This window comes from Mesoterricola sp. MK458 (assembly GCF_055384935.1).
Window position 1 is genome coordinate 1,542,563 of the sequence record NZ_AP045075.1, and the last position, 25,462, is coordinate 1,568,024.

21 protein-coding genes are annotated in these 25,462 nt (G+C 69.8%); 9 read left to right on the plus strand and 12 right to left on the minus strand.

Annotated elements, in window-relative coordinates; genetic code table 11:
* Nucleotides 1-26 precede the first annotated feature (26 nt).
* The 4 genes from ACZ5LB_RS06695 to ACZ5LB_RS06710 all read right to left on the minus strand — a co-directional run bounded on the left by ACZ5LB_RS06695 (nt 27) and on the right by ACZ5LB_RS06710 (nt 3,972).
* Nucleotides 27-1,178, minus strand: coding sequence for a heparan-alpha-glucosaminide N-acetyltransferase domain-containing protein (locus tag ACZ5LB_RS06695; protein WP_464605407.1), 1,152 nt, complete (start codon nt 1,176-1,178; stop codon nt 27-29).
* A 97-nt stretch (nt 1,179-1,275) separates the two neighbouring features.
* Nucleotides 1,276-2,547 carry a transcription termination factor Rho gene (rho, locus tag ACZ5LB_RS06700; protein ID WP_464606297.1) on the minus strand — a complete coding sequence of 424 codons (1,272 nt, stop codon included), beginning with the start codon at nt 2,545-2,547 and terminating at the stop codon, nt 1,276-1,278.
* Between the two features lie 127 nt (nt 2,548-2,674).
* Nucleotides 2,675-3,490: an alpha/beta fold hydrolase gene (locus ACZ5LB_RS06705; protein ID WP_464605408.1), complete on the minus strand. Its 816-nt coding sequence runs from the start codon at nt 3,488-3,490 to the stop codon at nt 2,675-2,677.
* On the minus strand, nt 3,487-3,972 hold the full coding sequence (locus ACZ5LB_RS06710; RefSeq protein ID WP_464605409.1) for a SixA phosphatase family protein: 486 nt from the start codon (nt 3,970-3,972) through the stop codon (nt 3,487-3,489). The genes ACZ5LB_RS06705 and ACZ5LB_RS06710 overlap by 4 nt, the downstream gene beginning before the upstream one ends.
* Nucleotides 3,973-4,109: 137 nt before the next feature.
* On the opposite strand from ACZ5LB_RS06710, the gene ACZ5LB_RS06715 reads away from it, so the two are divergent.
* Both ACZ5LB_RS06715 and ACZ5LB_RS06720 read left to right on the plus strand, forming a co-directional pair.
* Nucleotides 4,110-5,573 (plus strand): DEAD/DEAH box helicase, encoded by a 1,464-nt coding sequence (locus ACZ5LB_RS06715; RefSeq protein ID WP_464605410.1) that lies wholly within the window; start codon nt 4,110-4,112, stop codon nt 5,571-5,573.
* A gap of 19 nt (nt 5,574-5,592) precedes the next feature.
* Nucleotides 5,593-6,237 (plus strand): HAD family hydrolase, encoded by a 645-nt coding sequence (locus ACZ5LB_RS06720; protein ID WP_464605411.1) that lies wholly within the window; start codon nt 5,593-5,595, stop codon nt 6,235-6,237.
* Nucleotides 6,238-6,258: 21 nt separating this feature from the next.
* On the opposite strand, the gene ACZ5LB_RS06725 is transcribed toward ACZ5LB_RS06720, so the two are convergent.
* Nucleotides 6,259-8,688 (minus strand): penicillin-binding protein 1A, encoded by a 2,430-nt coding sequence (locus ACZ5LB_RS06725; RefSeq protein WP_464605412.1) that lies wholly within the window; start codon nt 8,686-8,688, stop codon nt 6,259-6,261.
* Between the two features lie 22 nt (nt 8,689-8,710).
* Here ACZ5LB_RS06725 and ACZ5LB_RS06730 point away from each other — a divergent pair, with 22 nt between their 5' ends.
* Nucleotides 8,711-9,592: an NAD(+)/NADH kinase gene (locus ACZ5LB_RS06730; RefSeq protein WP_464605413.1), complete on the plus strand. Its 882-nt coding sequence runs from the start codon at nt 8,711-8,713 to the stop codon at nt 9,590-9,592.
* 1 nt (nt 9,593) lies between these two features.
* On the opposite strand, the gene truB is transcribed toward ACZ5LB_RS06730, so the two are convergent.
* Both truB and rbfA read right to left on the minus strand, forming a co-directional pair.
* A complete protein-coding gene (gene truB, locus ACZ5LB_RS06735) occupies nt 9,594-10,481 on the minus strand; it encodes a tRNA pseudouridine(55) synthase TruB (RefSeq protein ID WP_464605414.1) in 888 nt (295 codons plus the stop codon).
* Nucleotides 10,478-10,852 (minus strand): 30S ribosome-binding factor RbfA, encoded by a 375-nt coding sequence (gene rbfA / locus ACZ5LB_RS06740; RefSeq protein ID WP_464605415.1) that lies wholly within the window; start codon nt 10,850-10,852, stop codon nt 10,478-10,480. The genes truB and rbfA overlap by 4 nt, the downstream gene beginning before the upstream one ends.
* A 43-nt stretch (nt 10,853-10,895) precedes the next feature.
* Between rbfA and ACZ5LB_RS06745 the strand changes: the two genes are divergently transcribed.
* The 3 genes from ACZ5LB_RS06745 to tpiA are packed head-to-tail and all read left to right on the plus strand — an operon-like array spanning nt 10,896 to nt 13,624.
* A complete protein-coding gene (locus ACZ5LB_RS06745) occupies nt 10,896-11,651 on the plus strand; it encodes a methyltransferase domain-containing protein (protein WP_464605416.1) in 756 nt (251 codons plus the stop codon).
* 28 nt (nt 11,652-11,679) lie between these two features.
* Entirely contained in the window at nt 11,680-12,873 is a 1,194-nt protein-coding gene (locus ACZ5LB_RS06750; RefSeq protein ID WP_464605417.1) for a phosphoglycerate kinase, read from the plus strand.
* Between the two features lie 13 nt (nt 12,874-12,886).
* On the plus strand, nt 12,887-13,624 hold the full coding sequence (gene tpiA / locus ACZ5LB_RS06755) for a triose-phosphate isomerase (RefSeq protein WP_464605418.1): 738 nt from the start codon (nt 12,887-12,889) through the stop codon (nt 13,622-13,624).
* Here tpiA and ACZ5LB_RS06760 read toward each other — a convergent pair.
* Nucleotides 13,619-14,344, minus strand: coding sequence for a TFIIB-type zinc ribbon-containing protein (locus ACZ5LB_RS06760; RefSeq protein WP_464605419.1), 726 nt, complete (start codon nt 14,342-14,344; stop codon nt 13,619-13,621). The two genes, tpiA and ACZ5LB_RS06760, sit on opposite strands and share 6 nt — an antisense overlap.
* A 91-nt stretch (nt 14,345-14,435) precedes the next feature.
* Between ACZ5LB_RS06760 and aroF the strand changes: the two genes are divergently transcribed.
* From aroF to ACZ5LB_RS06775, 3 genes are all read left to right on the plus strand, one after another.
* Nucleotides 14,436-15,470, plus strand: coding sequence for a 3-deoxy-7-phosphoheptulonate synthase (gene aroF / locus ACZ5LB_RS06765; RefSeq protein ID WP_464605420.1), 1,035 nt, complete (start codon nt 14,436-14,438; stop codon nt 15,468-15,470).
* 80 nt (nt 15,471-15,550) lie between these two features.
* Nucleotides 15,551-16,513, plus strand: coding sequence for a TolB family protein (locus ACZ5LB_RS06770; RefSeq protein ID WP_464605421.1), 963 nt, complete (start codon nt 15,551-15,553; stop codon nt 16,511-16,513).
* 59 nt (nt 16,514-16,572) lie between these two features.
* Nucleotides 16,573-17,070: a hypothetical protein gene (locus ACZ5LB_RS06775; RefSeq protein ID WP_464605422.1), complete on the plus strand. Its 498-nt coding sequence runs from the start codon at nt 16,573-16,575 to the stop codon at nt 17,068-17,070.
* A 54-nt stretch (nt 17,071-17,124) separates the two neighbouring features.
* On the opposite strand, the gene ACZ5LB_RS06780 is transcribed toward ACZ5LB_RS06775, so the two are convergent.
* The 4 genes from ACZ5LB_RS06780 to ileS all read right to left on the minus strand — a co-directional run bounded on the left by ACZ5LB_RS06780 (nt 17,125) and on the right by ileS (nt 25,390).
* Nucleotides 17,125-19,866, minus strand: a complete 2,742-nt coding sequence (locus ACZ5LB_RS06780) for a M16 family metallopeptidase (RefSeq protein ID WP_464605423.1) — start codon at nt 19,864-19,866, stop codon at nt 17,125-17,127.
* Between the two features lie 70 nt (nt 19,867-19,936).
* Nucleotides 19,937-22,015 (minus strand): S46 family peptidase, encoded by a 2,079-nt coding sequence (locus ACZ5LB_RS06785; RefSeq protein WP_464605424.1) that lies wholly within the window; start codon nt 22,013-22,015, stop codon nt 19,937-19,939.
* Nucleotides 22,016-22,106: 91 nt separating this feature from the next.
* A complete protein-coding gene (gene lspA, locus ACZ5LB_RS06790; RefSeq protein ID WP_464605425.1) occupies nt 22,107-22,607 on the minus strand; it encodes a signal peptidase II in 501 nt (166 codons plus the stop codon).
* Nucleotides 22,604-25,390 (minus strand): isoleucine--tRNA ligase, encoded by a 2,787-nt coding sequence (gene ileS / locus ACZ5LB_RS06795; protein ID WP_464605426.1) that lies wholly within the window; start codon nt 25,388-25,390, stop codon nt 22,604-22,606. Before ileS ends, lspA begins: the two co-directional genes overlap by 4 nt.
* Nucleotides 25,391-25,462: the final 72 nt, after the last annotated feature.

Genomic DNA, 25,462 nt, shown 5'->3' on the forward strand with positions numbered 1-25,462 from the left:
TGTGGCCTCCCCTCCGGGATCTAAGCTCAGAGCAGCAGGGCGAACAGCGCCACCGCGGCCGAGAACCGGATCATGCGCCCCAGCCACGGCGCCCGGTCCATCATCGCGTTCCAGAGCAGCATCGCCCCGAAGGTGACGCTGCCCACCAGGAAGACGTAGAGCCAACCCTCGACCAGGGAGAGCTGGTGGAACCGCTCGGTGGCCAAGCCGACGGTCCAGGGCAGGCCGAACAGGAGGATGAGGTGCCCCAGGTACACCGGCAGGGACTTCCGGCCCAGGGGGGCCACCGCCGCCACCAGGCGCGGCCAGGCTTCGGTCACCCAGCCCATCAGGCCCAGGATCAGCAGGGCGAAGCCCACCCGCAGGCAGGTGTAGGCGTAGCCCGCCTGATGGGGTTCGTGGGCGGGGAACAGGTGCTGGGGCAAGTGCTCGGCCGCCAGGCCCAGCAGCAGGAAGGCCGCGCATGCGGTCAGGCAGGTCAGGCGGAAGCGGCGGAGGCGGAGGTCCGGCGGGGATTCCATCAGCACCCCGCCGAGCCCGACCCCCAGGAACATGAAGCCGCTGGCGGGGAACAGCGGAAAGCCGGAGCCGTGCCGGTACGACAGGAAAGCAGCCAGTCCTTCGGGCAGCCAGCGAAACCAGTCCACCGCGAAGACCCAGGGGCTGGCGAGCACCACCAGCAGTCCCAGCCCCAGGCTCCAGCCCACATAGCGGCGGCGGGTCCGGACGCAGGCCAAGAGCCCGGTGAGCAGCAGCAGGGTGGCGCCGTTGGCCTGGAGGATGTTCACCTGCAGGAAGCCCTGCCAGACCTCCCGGGAAACCCACCGCAGGTCGGCGATCCGGGCCGCGGGGAACACCATCAGGTAGCCCAGGGCCATCACCTTCACGGCGGTCCACACCCGGTGCCGGAGCACCCCCTTCACCAGCCGGCCATCCGCCTCGTAGCGCAGGCCCAGGACGGTGGCCGCCCCGGACACCATGAGGAACAGCGGGGCCGTGAGGCCGCGCAGGTGCACCCAGGTGCGCCAGTGGAAGGTTTCCGGGTCGAGCCAGCGGGGATCCACCAGGGCGTCCAGGGTGTGCCCCTGGACCATGAGCGCCAGGGCCACCAGCCGGGTGAAATCGAGCACCTGCACCCGGGGGCGGGCGGCAGCCTGCGCTTGGACGGAACGGGGCATGGGGCCTCGGGATCAAGGGGATGACGGGCCGGAAGGCCAGCGCCTCCCCAACCTGAAGTAGGACCCAGGATACCAAGAACCGGTTTAGGTCTGAAGGTTACCGCCGGCCCCCCGGAGCCGGGGCGTCCTGCAGGTTGGCCAGGAAGTCGTCGTTGTTCTTGGACTTGCCGAGGCGGTCCAGGAGCAGTTCCATGCTTTCCACGGGGCCGCTGGAACTGAGGATCTTTCGCAGCACCCAGATCTTGGCCAGGCGCGCCGCCTCGATGAGGAGGTCCTCCTTGCGGGTGCCGGACTTCTGGATGTCCATGGCCGGGAAGATGCGCTTGTCGCTGAGCTTGCGGTCCAGGACGATCTCGCTGTTGCCGGTGCCCTTGAACTCCTCGAAGATCACGTCGTCCATGCGCGAGCCGGTCTCGATGAGCGCGGTGGCAATGATGGTGAGCGAGCCGCCCCCCTCGATGTTGCGGGCCGCGCCGAAGAAGCGCTTGGGCCGCTGCAGGGCGTTGGAGTCCACGCCGCCCGAGAGCACCTTGCCGGAAAGGGGCACCACCGTGTTGTACGCCCGCGCCAGGCGCGTGATGGAGTCCAGCAGGATCACCACGTCCTTCTTGTGTTCCACCAGGCGCTTGGCCTTCTCGATGACCATCTCGGCCACCTGGACGTGGCGGGTGGCGGGCTCGTCGAAGGTGCTGGAAACCACCTCGCCCTTCACGTTGCGCTCCATGTCCGTGACTTCCTCGGGGCGCTCGTCGATGAGCAGGACGATGAGGAATACTTCCGGGTGGTTCAGGGTGATGCTGTTGGCGATGTTCTGCATGAGCACCGTCTTGCCGGTGCGGGGCGGGGCGACGATGAGGGCGCGCTGGCCCTTGCCCAGGGGCGTCATGAGGTCCATGACGCGGGTGCTCAGCTCCTGCGGGTCCCGTTCCATCTTGAGCATCTGGGTGGGGTACAGGGGGATCAGGTTGTCGAAATGGACGCGTTCCTTGGCGGCCCCGGGCGGGTCGAAGTTGATGGCGTCGATGCGCATGATCGCGAAGAACTTCTCGTCGCCGCGCGGGGGCCGGATCATGCCCGAGAGCGTGTCGCCCGAGCGCAGCCCGAACTTGCGGATCTGGCTGGGCGAGACGTAGATGTCGTCGGAACCCGCCAGGTAGTTGTGCTCGGGGGCGCGGAGGAACCCGAAGCCTTCGGGCAGCACCTCCAGGACGCCTTCCGCGAAGAACAGGCCTTCCCGCTGGGCCTGGGCTTCCAGGAGCCGGAAGATCAGCTCCTGTTTGCGCATGCCCAGGGGATTCTCGATCTCGTAGGCTTTGCCCATTTCGGCCAGGCGACCGATGGACTGCTCCTTGAGATCCTGGAGGCTCAGGACCGCAGGGGCTTGGGTTTCAATGGGCATGGATTCCCCCTTTGGGGACAGGTCGGGAAGTGACGAGGTTGGGATCGAGAATCATAACCCATCAACGCGGAATGACAAAATACACTTGCGGAGTTCATTAATAAGAAGATATGTAGGTCGTGATTTTTTCACAGTATCGATGGGGATCCTCCACGGGAAAGGCGTGTCCGATGCCGGGAACCAGTTCGAAGCGGCTGGAAGGCAGGGCCTGGGCCACTTCCAGGCACTTCCAAGGGGGCGTTAGCAGATCCTCGGCGCCGGCCAGGCATAGAACCGGCTCCTGGATGGCCATCAGCCGCGACCGAATGTCCCATTGGAGAGCACCAGCTATTTGGTGTCGGAAACCATGAAAAGGTTTGCCGTCTTCCTTTTTTGATTCATGGTACGCCTTCAGTACCTGGTAGCGGGCCTCCAGGAAACGGTCCCCCCACAGGTAGGGGGCCACCGCGTCGAACTGGAGGCCGGGCCCGCCCAGGTCCAGGCAATGCAGCCAGTGCTCCAGGCGCAGGCGCATCGTGAAGTCCGTGCGGGCCATGGCGCTGGTGAGCACGGCCCCGGGGAACGCGCCCGGGTGGGCCGCCAGGAGTTCCAGGGCCACGGAACTGCCGTTGGAGAGACCCCCGAGCCACGGCTCCCGGATGTCCAGGTGCTCCAGGAGCTCCCAGGCGTCCTGGGCCATCTGCGGGGCCGTGTAGGGCCCTTCCAGGGGCGCGTCGGAGCGGCCCTGCCCCCGGCAGTCGAAGGTGAGCACCCGGAACCGCGGCGTGAGCCCGGGGAGCACGCCGGCCCACATGGTGGTGTCGGAGAGCAGGCCGTTGATGAGCACCAGCCACGGCGCCCCGGGCTGGCCCTGGACGCGGTAATGGAGGGTGATGCCCCCCGGAAGGGTCGCGAGCTGTCCCGCCGTCCTCAAGCGTCTCCCCGCAGTTCCGCCGGGGTGAAGTGCGCCGCCAGGGAGAAGCGCACGCCGTCCCAGTGCAGGACGGCGCAGCTGGCCTTCTTGAAGTCGAGGCCCTTGCGGGTGAGGTTCATGACCAGGTCCGAGCATAGGGGCTGGTGGCTCACCAGCGCGATGACCTCGAAGGGCCGCGCCTGTCCCACGATCAGGTCGAGCCATTCCCGCACGGCGCCCGCGGAGCCCGAGGGCTCCAGCCCTTCCCAGCAGCCCACGGGGAAGCCCTCGGCGGTGGCCTCCTTGAGGCACACCATGGTCTCGGCCGCGCGGCGGAAGGGGCTGGAGATTCCCCGCGCCGGCGTGTAGCCGCGGCGCACGAGGCCCTTCATGGCGGCCCGGGTCTTCTCCCATCCCTCGGCCGTGAGGCCCCGGTCGGAGTCCCTGAGGCCGTGTCCGGGATCCTCGGCGATCCCGTGCCGGATGAGAAGGATTGTGATCATGGCGGTATTATCCCATGGGTTGCCCTCCGACAAAACTCCTGGAGTTTCAAGGGATTTCGTGGGATACTAGCTGTTTGGGCCAGGTCCGGCAGGCGCAGTTCAGCTCCGATGTTCCCGGCGACGCCCCGGGAGACAACTTGACCACCGAGACCTTCGCAGCCCTGGGCTGCTCCGAGCCTTTTCTGTCGGCGTTGAGCCGCAGGGGCTTCACCACCCCCACCCTTGTCCAGCAGGAGACCTTCCAGCCCGGACTCGAGGGGCGCGACCTGCTCGTGCAGAGCCGCACCGGGTCCGGCAAGACGCTGGCCTTCGGCCTGCCCCTGCTCCACCGCCTCAAGGACGAGCGCAAGCCGCAGGCCATCGTCCTGTGCCCCACCCGCGAGCTCGCGCAGCAGGTGGCCGAGGAGCTCCAGAGCGTCATGCCCAGGCTGGACGTGGCCCTGCTGGTGGGCGGCCTGAGCTACGTGCCCCAGCTCAAGGCCCTGAAGTACGGCGCCCAGGTCGTGGTCGGCACCCCCGGCCGGGTCCAGGACCACCTCACCCGCCAGACCCTGGACCTCTCCTCCATCTCCATGGTCGTGCTGGACGAGTGCGACGAGATGCTGAACATGGGCTTCCTGGAGGACGTGGAGAAGATCCTTTCCGGCGTGCCGTCCGACCCCCAGACCTACCTCTTTTCGGCCACCCTGCCCGCCCCCATCGCGAGCCTGGCCAAGCGGTTCCTCAAGAACCCCTTCCGCATCAACCACGCCCAGGCCGAGGGCAGCAGCCAGCACGCCGACATCGACCACACCCCCTGCATCATGGCCGAGCACCTGCAGACCAAGGCCCTGGTCAACTTCCTCCTGGCCGACGAGCCCAGCGCCGCCCTCATCTTCACCAAGATGAAGGTGCAGACCGAAGAGGTCGCCCAGTCCCTGCGGGACGCCGGCCTCATCGCGGACTGCCTCCACGGCGACCTGGGCCAGCAGGCCCGCAACCGCATCATGTCGAACTTCAAGGAGGGCAAGCTCCGCTACCTCGTGGCCACGGACGTGGCCGCCCGCGGCATCGACGTGGAGGGCATGCCCCTGGTGGTCCACATGGGCATCCCCACGCAGATGGAAAGCTACATCCACCGCTCGGGCCGCACGGGCCGGGCCGGTTCCAAGGGCGCTTCGCTCGCCCTGGTGAGCTTCAAGGAGTCCCGCATCCTCCTGGCCTGGGCCCGCCGCGGCGGCCTCAAGCTCGAATGGCGCGCCGTGCCCACCCAGGCCGAGATCAAGGAGCTGCGCACCCGCCGCCTCGCGGACAAGCTCAAGGCCATCGAGTCCCCGGCCCTCCTGGACGCGGCGCGGCGCATGCTGGAAGGCCGCGACCCGGCCTCCCTGGTGGCAGCCCTCCTGTCCATGGTCGAAGGGCCCGAGCACGACGGCTTCGACATCCCCGACGCGCCCCGCCAGGACTACTCCGCGGAGAAGCGCCCCTTCAAGCCCCGGCCCGGGGAGAAGCCCGGCTGGACCCCCGGCCAGAAGCCGGCCTACGCCGCCAAGAAGCCCTACGCCAAGCCCTCGTGGAAGAACGGCAAGCCCGGCGACTTCCCCAAGAAGCGCCGCGATTAGGTATTCTTCAGCACGGAGGATGCGCGTGCCCCATAGACCAGCCCTACTGTTCGACCTCGGCGGAGTCCTCATCGACTGGAACCCCAGGCACCTCTACAGGCAGGTCTACGGGGACGCGGAGACGGAGTTCTTCCTGAAGAACGTCTGCACCCCCGAGTGGAACCTCGCCCTGGACGGCGGCAGGCCCTTTGCCGAGGCGATCAAGGAAAAGCAGGCCTCGTGGCCCGAGTACCGGGACGCCATCGACTGGTGGTGGAGCCGCTGGGAGGAGATGCTCAACGGCACCATCCCGGGCACGGTGGACCTCCTGGCGGAACTCAAGGCCCTGGGCCACCCCCTTTACGCCCTCACCAACTGGTCGGCCGAGACCTTCCCCATGGCCCGGAAGCACTATGCGTTCCTGGACTGGTTCCAGGAGATCGTGGTGTCCGGGCGCGAGGGGATGACCAAGCCCGACCCCGCCATCTACCGGCTGACCGCCGAGCGCTGCGGCATCCCCATGGCCGGGACGGTCTTCATCGACGACGGATTGGCAAACGTGAACGCCGCCAAGGCCCTGGGCTTCGACGCCATCCGGTTCACCGGGGCGGTGGCGCTGCGGCGGGAACTGGTGGGGCGGGGCTTCCTGCCGGGCCGGATGGAGCCTCCTCCAGGAAGGTCCTGACCGCCGCGGCCGCGGGCCGGATCAGGGCTGTTCGGCGGGCGGTTGCACCGGCGTGCCGGGTACGGCGAGGCTGACGCCCCAGGCCCGGTTCTCCACGGGCTGGCTGTTGGCCTTCTGCCGGGCCTCCCGCACCTTCTGGATGGCCTCCCCCGTGCTGGCGGACTTGGGGGCGGTGCCGGGCTTGAAGGCCAGGCGCACCAGGTCCGTGGGCTGGGTGGCGCTGGTGGCGGTGAGGCCGGTGTACCGGTCGATGTCGGCCCACTCCATGCCTTCGGGCACCGGGAATTCCTCCCGGGGGGTGGAAGGCAGGGCCGCCTTCATGAAGTCCACCCAGATGGGCAGGGCCGCCTTGGCGCCGTCGGCGCCCCGGAAGATGGTCTTCTTGGCGTCCAGGCCCACCCACACGCCGCAGGTGATGCGGGTGGAAAAGCCCACGAACCAGGCGTCGGTGTGGTCGTTGGTGGTGCCGGTCTTGCCGGCCACGGGCCAGTTCAGCTCGTTGGAACGGGCGCCGGTGCCGCGCTGGGCCACGCCCTGCAGGCACTGGATGAGCTGGAAGTTGCTCATGGGATCCACCACCTGCTCGCCGGGGCCCTGCTCGTAGTTCTCCAGCACCCGCCCGGAGCGGTCGACGATCTTCTTGATGAGGAAGGGCACCGGGGCCTGCCTGCCGCCCAGGGCGAAGGTGCTGTAGCCCCGCACCATCTCCTTGAGGGTGAGGTCCGAGGCGCCCAGGGCCAGGCTGGGGTAGGGATTCAGGTGGCCGCTGATGCCCGCGGCCCGGGCGAAGGCGATGACGTTCTCGATGCCCGTGGCCTCCAGGGTGCGCACGGCGGCCATGTTGCGCGAATCGCGCACGGCCTCCCAGATGGAGATGGGCCCCCAGTAGTCCCGCTCGTAGTTCTTGGGCTCGTACACGGTGGCGTCGTAGGTGAAGCGCGTGGGCACGTCCTCGACCATGGTGGCGGGGGTGAGGCCCTGGGCGAAGGCCGCGCCGTACACGAAGGCCTTCATGGACGATCCCACCTGCCGTTCCGCCTGCCAGGACCGGTTGAACATGGACCGCTTGAAGTCGTAGCCGCCCACCATGGCCCGGATCTCGCCGGTGCCCGGGTCCACGGCCAGGAGGGCCCCTTCCACGTCGGGCTCCTGGTCCAGCTCGAGCTTGACCGGCGCGCCCTCCTCATTGGCCTGCTTGACGATGAACAGCGGCGCGGCGCCGCGCACGAGGATGGACCGGATGGTCTTGGAGCCGGCCCAGGCGAAGGCCGAATCGGGCACCTCCAGGATGCGCTTGCCGATGCGCACGGTGGCGCCGGAGGCGTTCCAGGCGAGGATCACCCCCCGCACCGAGTCGCCCGCCTCGAAGAAGCGGTTCCAGCCCGGGAGGCCGGCCTTCTCGGGGTCCCCCGCGAACTGCACGCCGTCCTTGCGGTAGCCCCGGCGGCGATCCACGGCCCGCAGCCCCGCGCGAACGGCGTCGTTGGCCGCGGACTGCCACACGGAATCGATGGTGGTGGTGACCTCCAGGCCCCCCTCCAGGACCTTGTCCTTGCCGTACTTGCGGTAGAGGTACTGGCGCACCTCCTCCACGGGATAGGGGGCCACCTGCTCCTCCCGGGCGTTCTCCCGGGCCAGGCGCACCGGGCGCTCCGAAAGGGTCTTGGCGTCGGCTTCCTTGATGTAGCCCTCGGCGGCCATGCGCCGGAGCACATGGTTGCGCCGGGCCCGGGCCGCGGCGCGGGCCTTGGGATCGGGGTTGTATGGGTTGTACCAGTTGGGGTTCTGCACAAGGCCCGCCAGGAGCGCGCACTCCTCCACGGCGAGCTGGGGCGAGCTCTTGCCGAAGTAGAACTGGCTCGCGGCCTCGATGCCGTAGCGCCCGCCCCCGAAGTACACCTCGTTGGCGTACTGCTCGAAGATCTGCTTCTTGGTGTAGGCCTTCTCGAGCTTGAGCGCGAGGATGACCTCCTTGAGCTTGCGGTCCAGGCGCTTCTGGCGCTTGGCGGTGACGGTGCGGATCAGCTGCATGGTGAGGGTGGAGGCCCCTTCCCTGCGCCGGCCGAAGCTGGTTAGGAAGTTGAACCCCGCCCGGACGAAGCCCCGGGCCGAGACCCCGCCGTGGCTCATGAAGTCGGAATCCTCGGTGGCGATGACCGCGCCCACGAAGGCCCTGGGGATGTCCCCGAAGGGGATCACCACCCGGTTCTCCTCGGCGAACACGCCGATGACGTCCCCGTTGCGGTCCAGGACCTTGGTGATGGTCTTGGGCACGCGCAGGGCGAAGAACGTGAGGAAGCTGTCCACGTCCCGGCTCATGATGGACCACGCCACCGCCAGGACCAGGCCCCCCGTCGCCGCCAGGGCGGCGGTGATCCACGCGATCCATTTCCAGGGGATCCTCCGCCCCGCCTTACGAGGTTTCCGGGAGTTCTCCGCTTTCGTAGCCATGCTCCCAGGGTAACCTAAGGTCATGGTCCGACCCACCCTCGTAATCGTCGCCAAGAGCAGGTCCCCCTGGCTCGTCCAGGGCCTCGCGGACGTGGTGCCCACCTTCCTGGCCCGGGGTTGGGACGTGTGGGCCCACCCCAAGATCCAGGGCGCCTGGAACGCCGCGGGACTGCCCCCGGAGGCCTTCCGGGGGGACGCCGCCTACGGCGCGGGCCTCCCGGCACCGGACCTGTGCCTGGCCCTGGGCGGGGACGGCACCCTCCTCACCGCCGCCCGCCACGTGGGGATGCGGGGCACCCCCCTGCTGGGCATCAACCTGGGTTCATTGGGCTTCCTCACCAGCCACCCCTCCGGCGAGGCCCGGGCGGTGGTGGAGAGCTACTTCCAGGGGGCCTTCGGCAAGGAGACCCGGACCATGCTGCACGCCCAGGTGGTGCGGGGCGGCGAGGTCCTGGGCGGCCGCCCCGCCCTCAACGACGCCGTGGTGAACAAGGGCGTGGTGGCCCGCATCATGGAGTTCCGCATCCAGGTGGACGGCCACGACGCCGCCAGCATCAAGGCCGACGGCCTCATCGTGGCCACCCCCACCGGCTCCACCGCCTATTCTCTTTCGGCGGGCGGGCCCATCCTCTATCCCGCCCTGGACGCCTGGGTCCTTTCCGCCATCTGCCCGCATTCCCTGACGCTCCGCCCCCTGGTGGTGCCGGCCCACCTTCCCGTGTCCATCACCCTGGACCGGGCCGAGGACGCCCACCTGACCCTTGACGGGCAGCTGGAGATGGAAGTCCACGCCGGGGACCGGCTGGAGCTGCGAAGATCGGAGAAGGCCATCACCCTGATCCAGAATCCGGAATCCAGCTTCTTCCATTTGCTGGGAGAAAAGCTCCACTGGTCCGACCAGTAGGCTAGATTCCGCCCCGGAGGTTCGCGCAGGTCCAGTAGGCTCCGTCCTTCTCCCGAAGCAGAGCCACGGTCCTGCCCCCGTGCACCCCCGCCACCGGCGCCTCCGGGTCGGGGAAGCCCGCCGGCAGGGGCCACGCGGGCGGTTCCAGGGTCCCGAGGGGCACGGGCCGCCCGTGCAGGAGGTGATCGGCCTCCGCATCGTCCAGGACGCGCACGGCGCACCAGGGCAGCACGTCCCGCCCCGCCACGGCCACGCGGTTCCCGCTTCCGGGGTCCTGCCACGGGCCGATGGCGGTGCGGACGAGGCCCTTCAGGTGCGCGGGGCACCCCAGGAGCCGCCCGATGTCCCGGGCCAGGGAGCGCACGTAGTAGCCGCCCCGGCAGGTGATGCGAAGGAGGGATTCCCCGGGCAGGTCGTGGGCGACCCACTCCGCGGCGTGCAGGTAGACCCGGCAGGGCTTCATCTCGAAGACCTCGCCCCGGTGGGCCTTCCGGTAGGCGGCCTCGCCGTCGATCTTCTTGGCGCTGGTGGCGGGGGGGACCTGGTCGGTCCAGCCCAGGAAGCCGCGCAGGACGTCCTGGAGGGCCTCCGGAGCGGGCGTGGGGCCTTCGGCGGTCACCAGTCCCAGGTGGTCCCCGGAATCGGTCTCCGAGCCCCAGGCGACGCGCGCCAGGTAGGTCTTGGGCAGGGGGTGGAGCAGTTCCATGAGGCGCGTGGCCTGGCCGGCCAGGACCAGGAGGAGCCCTTCGGCGAAGGGATCCAGGGTGCCGCCGTGGCCCAGGGCGAACTTCTTCAGGCCCGCTTCCCAGGCCTCGTGCTTGAAGGTCCGGACCACGTCGAAGCTGCTCTGGGCGACCTCCTTGTGGACGAGGTGGACGCCGGGGATCAAGCCTCGTCCTCGGACGCCGGTGGACGGGCGGCTTCCTCTTCCTTGATCTTCTGGAAGATGGCCTCGATCTTGTTGCCCTCCTCAAGGGTGGCGTCCGGGAAGAACTGCAGTTCGGGCACGCGGCGCATCTTGAGGTGCTTGGCCAGGTGGGTGCGCAGGAAGCCCGCGGCGCGGCCCAGGGCCTTGCGCGAGCGGTCCAGCTGGGCTTCGTCGCCCAGGACGGTGTAGTAGACCCGGGCGATGCTGCGGTCCCCGGTGATGCGCACGGCCGTGAGGGTCAGGAACCCCAGGTCCGGGTCCCGGAGCTCCCGCTGGATGAGCGTGGACAGCATGAACTGGAGTTGGTCTTCGATCTGTTGGGGGCGGAGCATGGGGTTCCTCGAAGGGATAGTGTAACCGCGCAGCCGTGAGAGGATGGTCACGGGAGGCCGGGTGGTGGCGGAATGGTTCAAGGACTGGTTCGACCGCGACTACGCGGCCATCTACGCCGGGCGCGGCCCCGAGGAGGCCCGCACGGCGGTGGCCATGGCCCTGGCGCGGGCCCCCGGCCTAGCCTCCGGGCCCGTGCTGGACCTCGCCTGCGGCTCGGGCCGGCACCTGGAGGCCCTTCGCCGCACCAACGACCTCGCCTTCGGCCTGGACCTCTCCCGGGACCTCCTCGCCATGGCGCCCGCTGAGCTCCGGCCCTGGCTCCTCAGGGGCGACATGCGGCGGCTCCCGGTGCGCCCGGGCAGCCTCGCGGGCATCTGCATGTGGTTCACGCCCTTCGGGTACTTCTCCGACGAGCAGAACCGGGCGCTGCTCCTGTCCCTGCGCGGGCTCCTGCGCCCGGGGGGGGTTCTCCTGCTGGACTTCCTCAACGCCGCCCATGTGCGGGCCACCCTGGTGAAGGAGGACGAGGCGGTCCACCACGGTCTGCGGGTGGTGAGCCGCCGGTCCCTGGAAAGCGGCCGCATCGTCAAGCGCATGGACCTCACCCGCGTGGACACGGGCGCCACCCGCCGTGTCACGGAATCGGTCCGCCTCTACGAACCCGGCGAGCTGGTGGACATGGCCCGGGCCTGCGGGCTGGAACGGATCGGCGAGGCCGGGGACTACCACGGCGCGCCCTTCGACGCCGCCGCATCGCCGCGCTGGATCGGCTTCCTGGGGCGGATTGGGGTAGAATGAAGCCATAACGCCGATCCGGGAGACTGCCATGTCGTTCAGAACCGTCAGGGACATCGATGTCAAGGGCCACAGGGTCTTCCTTCGCGCGGACCTGAACGTGCCCATCAAGGAGGGCGTGATCAAGGACGCCACCCGCATCACCGAGACCCTGGCCACCCTCCGCTTCCTCCTGGACGGCGGCGCGAGCGTGGTGCTCTGCTCCCACCTGGGCCGCCCCGCCGGCACGGGGTTCGAGAAGGAATTCAGCATGGCGCCCGTGGCCGCCCACCTCAAGGGCCTGGGCCTGGACGTGCGCCTGGCCAGCGGCGTCGTGGGCGAGGCCGTGGAGGCCGAGGCCGCGGCCCTGAAGGCCGGCCAGGTGCTGCTCCTGGAGAACCTGCGCTTCGACAAGGGCGAGACCAAGAACAAGCCCGAATTCGCCCAGGCCCTGGCGAAGCTGGCCAACACCTACGTGGACGACGCCTTCGGGGCCTCCCACCGCGCCCACGCCTCCGTGAGCGGCATGGTGCCCTTCATGCCCGCGGGCCGCGCCGTGGCGGGCTTCCTCATGGAGAAGGAGCTCAAGGCCCTGGGCAAGGTCATGACCGATCCCGAGAAGCCCCTCCTGGCCGTCATGGGCGGCAGCAAGGTCTCCGACAAGATCGACATCATCCGGCACTTCTTCGGCAAGGCCGACGCCATCCTCATCGGCGGCGCCATGACCTTCACCTTCCTCAAGGCCCAGGGCATCCCCATCGGAAAGAGCCTGTGCGAGGACGACAAGCTGGACCTGGCCAGGACCCTCCTGGCCGAGGCCGCGGCCGCCGGCACCCGGCTCCTGCTCCCCTCGGACCACGTGGTGGCCGACGCCATCTCCGCCGAGGCGGAATGCGACATCACCCAGGACGCGGGCGTCCCCGACGGGAAGATGGGCCTGGACATCGGTCCCGAGACCGTCGCCACCTACGCCGAGGAGATCCGCAAGGCCCGCACCCTCCTCTGGAACGGCCCCATGGGCGTGTTCGAGATCGACGCCTTCGCCAGCGGCACCCTCACCATCGCCGAGGAGATGGCCGACGCCGCCGGCAAGGGCGCCTTCGTGGTGGTGGGAGGCGGGGACAGCGTCTCCGCCGCCAACAAGGCCGGCGTCACGAAGCGCATGAGCCACGTTTCCACCGGCGGGGGCGCGAGCCTCGAATTCCTCAGCGGCATGGAACTCCCGGGCGTCGCCGCCCTTCACTAGATCGGAACCGACAATGAGAATGGTCGTAGCCAACTGGAAGATGAACCACCTGCGCCGGGACGCCGAGGCCTTCTGCGCCACGCTCCTGGCCTCCTACCGGCCCGTGGAGGGCGTCGTCGCCGCCATCGCCCCGCCCTTCCCCCTCATCCCCGTGGTGAGCCGGCTCGTGGCCGGCAGCGGCGTGCGGGTCTACGCCCAGAACGCCCATGCCGAGGCCAAGGGCGCCTACACCGGCGAGGTGTCCATGGCCATGGCCATGGACGCCGGCTGCACCGGCGTGCTCCTGGGCCACAGCGAGCGCCGGCAGTACAACGGCGAGACCGAGGCCACCCTGCTGCCCAAGGTCAAGGCCGCCGCGGCCCAGGGCCTCATGCCCATGCTCTGCGTGGGCGAGACCCTCGCCCAGCGGGACGCGAACGAGACCCTGGAGGTCCTGCGGGGGCAACTGGCCATCCTCGCCCAGGCCCCCGTAAGCCCCATCGCCGTGGCCTACGAGCCCGTGTGGGCCATCGGCACCGGCCGGGTGGCGACGGTGGAGCAGATCGCCGAGGTGCATGCCTTCATCCGCAAGGAACTGGCAACCCTCATGGGCGCCCCCGGAGCGCAGGTTCCCATCCTCTACGGCGGAAGCGTCACGCCCGAGAACTTCGCGGAGATCCTGAAGGTGCCCCACGTCGCCGGCGGCCTGGTGGGCGGCGCCAGCCTGGACCCGGCCAAGTTCCTCAAGCTCCTGGAAATCGCCGGCCTATAGCCAGCGGGAGAGGCCGAAGAGGCCCCGCACGACCATCTCCATCCCCGAGTTGCCCAGGCCCAACCCCTGGGCCTGGCCGGCGTCGGCCATCAGGATGCTCTGGGGGGCGTCGGGGACGGCGTTCCGGCGCTTCTCGTCCAGTTCCCGGATCTCGCGATCGCGGTTCTTGTCCAGGCCGCCGCCCTCGATGAAGGCCAGCACCCGGCGCAGCTCGTCCCGGTCGAACCAGAGGCCGTGGTCCTTGCAAACGTCCAGGATCACGCCGGAATTGCGGGCGTAGTTGACCCGGTTCATGAACTTGCCGCACTGGGCGCAGGGGCGGTAGCGGATCGCTTCGGCCTGGATGGGGCCCCGGGGACCCTCCCCGGGCAGCGCGCCCAGCACCCCGCCCCGCTCCTCCCGGCCCCCGGCGATGCGTTCGAACTCCTTCTGGGCGACCCACACGCCTCCGCAGGCATTGCAGGAGTCCAGGTGCGCCTCGCCCACGGAGGTGTGCACCAGCGCGGCCTTGCAGGAGGGGCAGGCCAGCTCCGTGGCGACGCCCTCGTTGCGCATGACCTCGGCCCCGCAATGGGAGCAGTGGGCGGCGTGCACCGACACCATGGCCAGGCACCGGGGGCAGGCCACCGTGGCCAGCTGGCTCCGGCAGTAGGGGCACCGCACGTCATCCTCCCCCACGGCGGCGCCGCAGGATCGGCAGTTCAGGGTCGCTGCTTCCATGGTCCATCCTCGTGGTTCCAGGATGCGTCAGGGCGCCGCGGGCATCAAGACAGGTTATGGGCGACCCGGTAAGATGGGACCGGAGGCGACGATGCTCATTCTCATGGAGCCCGGGGCGACGGCGGAACAGGTGGGAACCGTCATGGCCGTCCTGGAGGGGGCCGGGGTGCGGGCCTTCGTCCAGGAGTCGCCCGCGGCCACGAGCATCCTGGCCCCCAACGCGTCGCGCGTCCTCAAGACCGACCGCATCGAGCCCCTGGAGGGGGTGAGCCGGGTGGTGCCCATCACCAGCCCCTTCAAGCTGGCTTCCGCCGACGCCGCCCCGGGCCGCACCATCGTGGACGTGAGGGGGGTCAAGGTGGGCGGGCGCGGCCTGGCCCTCATGGCCGGCCCCTGCGGGGTGGAAAGCCGGGAGCAGCTGTTCACGGTGGCGCGCTACGTGGCCGAGAGCGGCACGAAGCTCCTGCGCGCCGGAGCCCACAAGCCCCGCACCAGCCCCTACGCCTTCCAGGGCCTGGGCCAGGAGGGCCTGGACCTGCTGGCCGAGGCCCGGCGGGAATTCGACCTGGGCATCGTCACCGAGGCCACCGAGGTGGAGACCTTCGACAGCGTGGAGCGCGTGGCCGACCTGGTGCAGATCGGCGCCCGCAACATGCAGAACTTCGCCCTCCTCAAGCGCGCCGGCCAGTCCGGAAAGCCCGTGCTCCTCAAGCGCGGCCCCGCCGCGACGCTGGAGGAGTGGCTCTTCGCCGCCGAGTACGTCCTCAGCGAAGGCAACCGCAACGTCATCCTCTGCGAGCGCGGCATCCGCACCTGGAGCGCCCACGCCCGCAACACCCTGGACGTCTCGGTCATCCCCGCCGCCAAGGCCCTCACCCACCTCCCGGTCATCGCCGACCCCAGCCACGCCACGGGCCGCCGGGACCTGGTGATCCCCTGCGCCCGGGCCGCCGTGGCCGCCGGCGCCGACGGCATCATCGTGGAGACCCATTGCCAGCCCTCCCAGGCCCTCAGCGACGGCCCCCAGGCGTTGCTGCCCCTGGATTTCCTCCAGATGGCCACCCAGGTCACGGCGATCCGGGAGCTGCTGGTGAAGGACACGGCGGGGGCCACGTTCTGTTTCTAGGGCAACTTTTTCAATAAACCTTCCGTATTCCCTTTTCGTAGACAGGCGACCTGGTGATTTTCCGGCACGGGAGGCCTGTAATGCACGATATAAACATCCTCTATTCAGCCAAACTCCGGCTGGCGGCGGCTGTGGGCGGGCTGGCCCTCCTGGCGGCCTGCGGCGGAGGTTCGGGACAGGCGTCCACCCAGCCCGGGCCGGTGGCCTACGACCTCCTCTTCGACGGCCAGAACCCGGACGGGACGCGCCTCCTCTACCGGGTGGGCCTGGACGGCGGGGCGCCGCAGGTGCTGGGCGCGGGGTACGCGGGCACCCGCCCCCATGCCCGGGCGGATGGGAAGGCCATCGTCTACAGCAGCCTTCCCACCGATGAACTGCCGGCCCAGGTCATGCTGGTGGAGAACCTGTCGGGACCTGCGGTCCCCCTCTCCATGGACGGCACGGTCACCGAGCGGGAGGCGGTGTGGTCCCCGGACGGCACCCGCATCGCGTTCCATTCCCGGTCCGAGGACCCCGCCGGGGACATCTTCACGGCCCGGGTGGCGGACAAGGCCCTGCAGGACCCGCGCAACCTCACCCCCCGCCAGCCCGGGGACCCCATGATGTCCGGGGAGGTCACCCCGGCCTGGTCGCCGGACGGCACCCGCATCGCCTTCACCTCCTACCGCGGCGGGACCCCCGCCCTCTGGGTGATGGACGCCGACGGCGGCCAGGTCCGGCAGCTTACGGCCTCCAGCACCCTCCACGGGGACTACTTCCCCACCTGGTCCCCGGACGGCACCCAGATCGCCTTCCAGCGCCTTAACATGGATTTCGCGCGCATAGGCGTCCTCAACGTCGCGGGTGGGCTCCCCCGCTTCCTGGAATTCGAAGGGAGGGCGTACTCACCCGCCTGGTCCCCGGACGGAAAATGGCTCGCCTTCAGCGGCCTCGTGGACGAGGAATACGACATCTACCTCACCGGCCCCGACGGCCCCCCCCTGCGACGGCTCCTGCGGGCCGGGGCGGACCAGGGACCGGCCTGGATCCGGCGCGCCAACTAGGATCCCGGCATGGCCTTTGCTCCGCCAAACCCGAAGGCAGGGTTTGCCCAGGAGTTCCCATGTCCATCAACTCGGTCGGTTCCAGCGATTCCCAGAGCCTCGGCAGCATCATCCTCCAGTCCCTGGCGGCGGCGGGTTCCGGCGGCCAGGGTGCGGCGAACGCCACGGGCTCCCTTTCCGACCTCCTGAACCTGTCCTCCACCTCCCTCAGCCTGGCCAAGGCCCCGGCGGAGGTCACCCAGGCCATGGGCGACCTCTTCGGCGCGCAGAAGGACGTGGCCGGGGACATGACGACCCTCAAAGGCTACTTCAAGGACAACCCCGGCAGCCTCGCCACCCTCCTGGGGGCCCTCCAGGGCGGCACCGGCACCTACGGCTCGTCGGGCCTGACGTCCAGTTCGGCCCTCATGGCGGCCCTGGCCAAGGCGAAGGCGGGGGGCGCCGACACGTCCTCCATCCTCACCGCCCTCATGGGCGCCCGGCACGAGTCGCTCCTCGATTACCTTGGCGGCGATGCCAGCGCCCAGGACGCCAGCGCGGTGTCCCTGCTGGGGTGACCGCCTCCCATGGCCTCCGCCGCCCGGGGGGACGGCGGAGGGCATGGGCTCAGGCTACTTCGCTTCGGGGTTGCCGTCGGCGTCCAGCACCTTCACCTCACCGAGCTTGAGGTCCCGCAGTGGCTGCTCCACCTTGGCGCGGTCGCCGACGATGATGTAGGTGCGGCCCTGGGCGGGGATGATCTTGCGGGCGGCCTTCATCAGGTCCTCGGCCTTGAGCTGGTTCACCCGGCCCACGTAGGACTGGAAGTAATCGTCCTTCAGGTTCCAGGTGACGATCTCCCCCATGCCGCCCACCAGGGCCCGCACCGTCTCGTACTGGCCGGGCAGGCTCAGGGTGAGGTTGTCCTTGGCCAGGGCCAGCTCGGTCTCGGTGACCGGCACGGCGCCCAGGATGCCCTTCATCTCCTTTTCCAGTTCCGCCACGGACTCGGCGGTCTTGTCGGTCTGCACCGAGGCGCCCGCGTAGAAGGTGCGCACGGCCCGTGTGTCCATGAGGGCAGCGAAGGCCCCGTACGTCCAGTGCTTGTCCTCGCGCAGGTTCAGGTTGACGCGGGAGGTGAACATGCCGCCCAGCACGGCCTGCATGGCGGCCACGGCGGGTTCGTCGGCCTCGCTGCGGGGCGCGGCGGTGGCCACCAGGCTGATGCCGGACTGGATGGCGCCGGGCTTGTGCACCAGGTACAGGGTGGTGGCCGCGGGGTTGGGCGCCGGGGGCACGACGACCTTGGGCGCGGCGCCCTTGGCCCAGGCGCCCAGGTTCTTTTCGAGCCGGGGCAGGAGTTCGGCCATGGTGATGTCCCCGCCCACCAGGAGCGTGGCGCCGCCAGGCTTGAACCAGGCCTGGTGGAAGGCCTTGAGGTCCTCGGCCTTCAGGGCGGCCACCCGCGCCTCGGTGCCGGAGGAGAAGTTTCCGTAGGGGTGCCGGGGGCCGTAGAGGACCGGGCCCATGAGCCGGGAACGCAGACCCTCCGTGCTGTTCTTCTGCTGCGCGATGGCGGCGAGCCTCTCCTTCTTCACGCGCTCCAGCGTGGCCGCGGGGAACACGGGGTTCAGCACCACGTCGGACCACAGGGAGAGCGACGCGTCCAGGTTGGCCTTGAGCGCGCCCAGGAACACGAAGCTCTGGTTGATGGACGCCCCCGCCCCGTAGTTGGCGCCCTGGAGCTCGAACTGCTCGCGGATCTCCTTCACGGTGCGCGTCTTCGTGCCCTCGTCCAGCATGGCCAGGGCCGCCGTCACCGTGCCGGCCCCGCTGGGGAGCTGGGCGTCGGCCGCGGAGCCGCCCTCGAGCATCAGCTCGAACTGCACCACCGGCGCCTCGTGGCGCTCGGCGAGCACGACCTTGAGGCCGTTGGAGAGGGTGGCCCGCTGGAAGGCGGGGAGCTTCAGGGCCGGCACGGCCCCGGGCACGGGGACCTTGGACCGGTCGGCGTCCTTGGCCGCGGCCTTGGGTTCGACGTAGGGGTGCACTTCCAGGATGAAGGAGCCGTCGCCGAGCCACTTCCGGCCCGCGGTCTGGATCTCCGCGGCGGAGTAGCCCAGCATGCGCGTGGCGGACGTGTGGCGCAGCTCGGGGTCGCCGGCCAGGGTCAGGCCGGAGGCCAGCATGTCGGACTTGCCGCCGAACCCGCCGATGCGCTCAAGGCTCTGGATGTAGCTGGACTGCTGCCGCGCCCGCAGCCGGGCCAGTTCGTCGGCGGTGGGACCTTCGGCCACCAGGCGCGCCAGTTCCTCCTTGGCGATGCGCTCGATCTTCCCCAGGTCGGCCCCGGGCCGGGCCATGACGCGCACGGAGAACTGCCCGCAGATCTCCTGGGCCATTGCGTAGGCGAAGGCGTTGGTGGCCAGCTGCTCCTTCTCCACCAGCCGCCGGTGGAGGCGGGAGGTGCGCCCTCCGCCCAGCACCCCGGCCAGGAGGCTCAGCTGCTCGGCCTCCACATTGCCCAGCTCAGGGGTGTTCCAGACCATGGCCAGCATCCCCTGGGGCACGCGATCCTGCATCACCTGGCGCCGTTCGCCGGTCATGCGGGGAACCCAGACCTTGGGGCGGTCGATGGGCGGGTTGGCCTTGAAGGAGCCGAAGTACAGCTCGGCCTTTTCCTTGGCGGTCTTCAGGTCGATGTCCCCCGCCAGTGCCAGCACCGCGTTGTTGGGTCCGTAGTAGGACTGGAACCAGGCCTTCACGTCGTCCAGGCTGGCGGCGTTGAGGTCGTCCATGGAACCGATGACCGTCCAGCTGTAGGGGTGGCCCACGGGATAGGTGCCCTTGGTGAGCGCCTCGTAGGTCCGGCCATAGGGCTGGTTCTCCCCCTGGCGCTTCTCGTTCTGAACCACGCCCCGCTGCTCGTCCAGGCGGGCCTTGTCGATGGCTCCCAGGAGGTGGCCCATGCGGTCCGATTCCATCCAGAGCACCGTGTCCAGGGCGCTGGTGGGCACGTTCTGGAAGTAGTTCGTGCGGTCGGAGTTGGTGGTGCCGTTCAGGTCGGTGGCCCCGAGCTTTTCCAGCACCTTGAAGTAGTCGGCGTTCTGGTGCTCGCTGCCGTTGAACATGAGGTGCTCGAACAGGTGGGCGAAGCCGGTCTTGCCGGGCTTCTCGTTCTTCGAGCCCACGTGGTACCAGATGTTCACGGCGACGATGGGGGCCTTGTGATCCTCGTGCACCACCACCCGGAGGCCGTTGGCCAGGGTGAAGGTCTCGTAGGGGATCCGGGGCAGCTGGGGCACCTGCGCCACCAGGGCGCCGGCGGCAAGGAGGACCGGGAACCGGCCCAGGGCGCGAAGAGCGTACGTCATGGCTTCTCCAAGGAGGTTGGATGGGATATTGACGATGTTAGCCGGGCCGGATCCAGATTGCTTCCTCGTTCTACCTGCCGGTGAGCTCCTTGGCCACCCACCCGGCGTCCATGACCTTGACCAGGGCCTCCCGGATGGCCCGGGCGTCCACGGCGATGGAGCGCTTGCTGGTGCCGTCGTACACGTAGTAGCCGGCCTGGGCCTCGATGTTGCTGTCGAAATTGAGGCCCACCAGCTCACCCTTGGCGTTCACCACCGGGGAGCCCGAGTTGCCGCCCACGGTGTCGCAGGCGTAGGCGAAGTTGAAGGGGGTGGCCAGGTCCAGCTTGTCCTTGAGGTCCCACCAGCGCCTGGGCAGGGACCAGACGCCGTGCTCGGCCTCGGGGCCCCAGCCGATGGCGCGGTCGAAGAGACCGTGGAAGGTGGTGAAGGGCTGGATGAGGGTGCCGTTGGCGGCGTAGGTGGCCACGGGTCCGTACGTGAGGCGCAGGGTGAAGGTGGCGTCGGGGTAGATGGCCTTCCCGTAGACCTTGAAGTGCGCCCCGGCGATGCGGCCGCCGTGCTCGTCCAGGACGCTCTGCACCTCCTCCTGCTGCCGGGCCTGGGCGGCGCGCACGATGGGGTCCAGCACCCGCGCGAAGGCCACGAGCGGGTCCTTGCACGCGGCCAGGGCCGGCGCGCCGCCGTCCATGAGCGCCCTGCGGGCGGCGGGATCGGCCAGGGTGGTGCCGTCGACGGCGGCCCGGGCCGCCTCCTCGGGGCTGCGGCCGGCCAGGAGCGCCCTCACGGCGGGGTGGTCCGCACCCAGCTGCCGGAGGGCCTCGCGCAGGCCTTCGGCGATGCGCACCTTCTCCAGGTCCAGGTGCACGGGCGCGGGGTTGAGGAGCTTGTCCCGGGTGGCCTTCAGGGCCCCATCGGTGAATTCAGCCAGGCGCTTGTCCGTGGGCAGCGCGGCCTCCGCCGGCATGCGGACCAGGGTGAGGGCCTTGAGGAGGAAGTCGGAGCCCAGCACGTCCCGCACCGCCAGCAGGGACGTCTCGCCGAGCAGCTCCTTCTGGCGCTTCACCGCCTGGGCGATGCGGTCCCAGCTCTGGGCCACGGAGGCCTTCAGCGCGGGGTCCCGCTCCACCTGGGCCTTGAGTTCCAGCTCGGCCTTTTCCACCTTCTCGAGGTTGCCGGGCTTGCGCAGGCCCATCAGCATGCCTTCCATGCGCTTGACGCCGTTGTCGATGCCGTAGATGGCGTCGGCGGTGATGCGCCGGGGCTCGTCGCCCGTGGCGGCGAAGGCCGCCAGCGCGGCGCGCCGGCGCAGCTGGGCGGCGATGCGGGCCGGGATGGAGATGTCCCGGGCGTAGCTCATCTGGGCGAAGGTCTCCTGGCGGTACGTGGTGCCCGGGTGGCCCGACACCAGCGTGAGGTCGCCGTTCTTCAGGGGCGTGGACGCCCAGGGCAGGAAGGCCTCGGGGTGGTAGGGCGCGCCGTTCTCGTACACCCTGAAGAGGGCGAAGTCCAGGTTGTGCCGCGGGAAGGTGTAGTTGTCCGGGTCCCCGCCGAAGGAGGCCAGCTGCAGCTCGGGGGCCGTCACCAGGCGCACGTCGGTGAACTTCCGGTAGCCGTAGAGCCAGTGCTCCCCGCCATGGTAGAGGTTCACGGCCTGCCAGGTCAGCCCGGTCCGGGCCTCCTCGGCCTTGACCAGGGCGGAGATGGCGTTGCGCCGGGCCTTGAGGGCCTCGGCCTCAGGCAGGCCCTTGGCGGCCTCCCGCACCCGGGCCGTCACGTCCTGGGTGGAGACGAGCATCATCAGCTCCAGGCCGGGGACCTTCAGCTCATGGGCGCGGTCGGCCGCGGTGAAGCCGCCCCGGATGAAGTCCTTTTCGGCGGTGGCCACCTGCTGGATGGAGCTGCGGCCCACGTGGTGGTTGGTGATCACCAGGCCGTCGACGCTCACGAAGGCGCCGGTGCCCCCGGGAAAGCGCACCGTGGACAGCTGGAGGCGCTTGAGCCAGGCGGCGTCCGGGGCGAACCCGTAGGCGGCCTTCATGCGGGCGGCGGGCACGTTGTCGAAGGTCCACATGCCCTCGTCGGAACGCAGGGCCGGGGCGGCCAGCAGCACGGCAAGGGCGGTGAGGGCGGAGGAACGCAGGCGCATGGGGACTCCAGGTGGGGGATATACCTCGCAATATGCTACACGAAAGCCCCGCCGGGAGTGGCGGGGCTCCACCATCCTGCCGGCGGGAAGCCTACTCGAGGTCCCCGGCCGCCCTGCGGTGCTTCATGGCCCCCAGGAACAGGGCCAGGCCGAGGAGGATGCCCCCGCAGACGATGAAGCTGTCGGCGAGGTTGAAGGTCCAGTAGTGCCAACCCCAGAACTCGAAGTCCAGGAAGTCCACCACGGCGCCGTGGCGCAGACGGTCCAGGCCGTTGCCCAGGGCGCCCCCCAGGATGAGGCCCAGGGCCACGCGCTGGATGGTGGGGGTCGTCTCCCGCAGGAACTCCCAGCCGAAGTAGGCCACGGCGGCGATGCCGGAGACGATGAAGACCGCGGTGCGCACCCGGGGCGGAGCCCCGCCCAGGGTGCCGAAGATGGCGCCGGGGTTGTAGCCCAGGGTCAGGCTGAAGAAGCCGGGGATGACCACGTGGGTGCCCCGCTGGGCCAGCAGGCCCACGATCCAGGCCTTGGAGGCGAAGTCCACGGCCAGGGCCGCGGCGGGAAGGAGGAGCCAGGGCAGGCGGCGGATCATGCCTGGTTCCGCACCACGTCCCAGCACCGGGGACACAGGTCGGCGTCCTCGCCCTGGCCCGCGCCGCCCTTGTGGTTCCAGCAGCGGGGGCACTTCACGCCCGCATGGGCGGCCACGGCCACGTCCAGGGCCGGGGCGGCCTGCAGCTCAAGGCCGCTGACCACCAGCAGGTCCTGGGGATCCTCGCCCAGGCGCCCCAGGAGGGCCAGGTCGGCGTCGGGGAGCAGCAGGGTGACCTGGGCGTCCAGGCTGGTGCCGATGGTCTTGGCGGCCCGGTGGGGCTCCATGGCGGCCTGGACGGCCTGGCGGATCTCCCAGAAGCGGTTCCATTCGGCGGAGGCCGGGTGGGGGGCGCCCACGGGGAAGCGCTGCTCGAAGACGGAGTCCGCGGTGCCGGGGATGTTCTCCCACACCTCGTCGGCCGTGAAGGTGAGGATGGGCGCCAGGAGGGCCGAGAGGCCCTGGGCGAGCTTCCAGCACAGGGTGCGGCAGCTCCGGCGCCGGGCCGAGCCCGGCTCGTCGCAGTAGAGGCGGTCCTTGATGATCTCGAAATACTGCCCGGAAAGCTCCAGCTGGCAGAAGGAGTGCAGGGCCTGGGCGGCCTCCATGAACTGGAAGTTCCGGTAGGCCACGGTGACCTGGTTGGCCATGTCGCCGAAGGCCCCCCACACCCACGCGTCCAGGGGCGAGAACTCGGCCTCGGGCACCACGTCGGTGGCGGGGTCGAAGTCGGCCAGGGCGCCCAGGAGGAAGCGCAGGGTGTTGCGGATCTTCCGGTAGGCGTCCGCGGAACGCTCCAGGATCTCCTTGGAGATGCGCACGTCCTCGTTGTAGTCCACGGAAGCCGTCCACCACCGGAGGATGTCGGCGCCCAGGGTCTTCATGATCTCCTCGGGGGTGACCACGTTGCCCAGGCTCTTGCTCATCTTCTGGCCCTTGCCGTCCAGCACGAAGCCGTGGGTGACGACGGTGTCGTAGGGCTTGTCCCCGGTGGCCGCGAGGTTGAACAGCAGCGAGGAGTGGAACCACCCGCGGTGCTGGTCGGAGCCCTCCAGGTAGATGAACTTGCCGTAGTCCGCGCGGCTCAGCTCGGGATGGGTGTCGCACACCACGGCGGCGCTGACACCCGAGTCGATCCACACGTCCAGGATGTCGGTCTCCTTGGCGAAGGCGTCGGCCCCGCACTTGGCGCACACCGCGCCGGCGGGCTTGAGCTGCTCCAGGGGGAGCTCGGCCCAGGCCTCCACGCCGCCGGCCTCGATGGCGGCGGCGGCCTTGGCGAAGATGTCGGCGGTGGCCAGGGGCTCGCCGCACTCGGTGCAGCGCAGCACCGTGAGGGGCGTGCCCCAGGCGCGCTGCCGGGAGATGCACCAGTCCGGGCGGCCCGCGATCATGGCGTGGATGCGGTTGCGGCCCTGGGCCGGGACCCAGCGTGTGCTGTCCACGCCGCCCAGGCCCAGCTCCCGCAGGCTCCTGCCCTTGCCGTTGAGCTCGTCGTCCATGGTGATGAACCACTGCTCCGTGGCCCGGAAGAAGATGGGCGTCTTGGTGCGCCAGCAGTGCGGGTAGCTGTGGGTGAGCATCTCGTCGTGGAGCAGGGCCCCGGAGGCCCGCAGGCGCTCCACCACCAGGACGTTGGTGTCGAAGATGTTCTTGCCTTCCAGCTCGGGGTCGTTCACGTCGGCCGTGAAGCGCCCGTCGGGACCCACCAGCTGCAGGAGGCCCAGGTGGTGGGCGAGGTTGAAGTCGTCCACGCCGTGGTCGGGGGCGGTGTGCACCAGGCCCGTGCCGGTGTCGGCGGTGACGTAGTCGGCCAGGAGCACCGGGCTCTCCCGGTCCAGCCAGGCATGGCGGGCCTTGAGGCTCTGGAAGGCCTTGCCCTTGCGGATCTCCTTCACGTGGAAGGGCACGCCCAGGCGCCGCTGGAAGTCCTCCTGCAGGGCCACGGCCACCAGGTAGTGCCTGTCACCGGCCTGCACCACCGCGTATTCCATGTCGGGGTGCATGGCGATGGCGAGGTTGCTGGGCAGGGTCCAGGGGGTGGTGGTCCAGATGGGAAGATAGAGCGGCGTGGGCAGGTGCATGCGCACCGCCTCGGACTCGGGCACCGGGAAGGCCACGGTGATCGCGGGGCTGGTCCTGTCGGCGTACTCCACCTCGGCCTCGGCCAGGGCGGTGCGGGCGCCGTAGCTCCAGTGCACGACCTTGAGCTTGCGGGTGACGGCGCCGCACTCGAAGAGCCGGGCCAGGAGCCTGACCACGTCGGCCTCGTAGCGGGGCTGCATGGTGACGTAGGGATCCTCCCAGGCGCCCAGGACGCCCAGGCGCTGGAAACCGGCCCGCTGCGAGTCGATCCACTTCTGGGCGTAGGCCCGGCACCGGGCCAGGAAGTCGCTGCGGCTCATCTCGCGGCGCTTGGGGCCCAGGTCGCGCTCCACGGCGTGTTCGATGGGGAGGCCGTGGCAGTCCCAGCCGGGGATGTACGGCGACTCGTACCCGTCCAGCCAGAGCGACTTGACCACCATGTCCTTCAGGATCTTGTTCAGGGCGTGGCCGATGTGGATGGCCCCGTTGGCGTACGGGGGGCCGTCATGGAGGATCCTGCGTCCGCTGCCCAGGCCCGCGGCGTTGTCGGCCTTCTTGCGGGCCTCGACCCGGGCGTAGAGGCCTTCGGCCTTCCACCGGTCGAGGCGCTTGGGCTCCCGCTGGGGCAGGTCGGCCTTCATGGGGAAATCGGTGCGGGGGAGAAAGACGGTGTACCGTTTCCGGGTCGGGTCGGCCATGGCGCCCTCGTGCGCTGGGGGGATCCGCACAAGGACCCCCGGGGTTGATCCTCCAGTTAACCAAGGATCCCC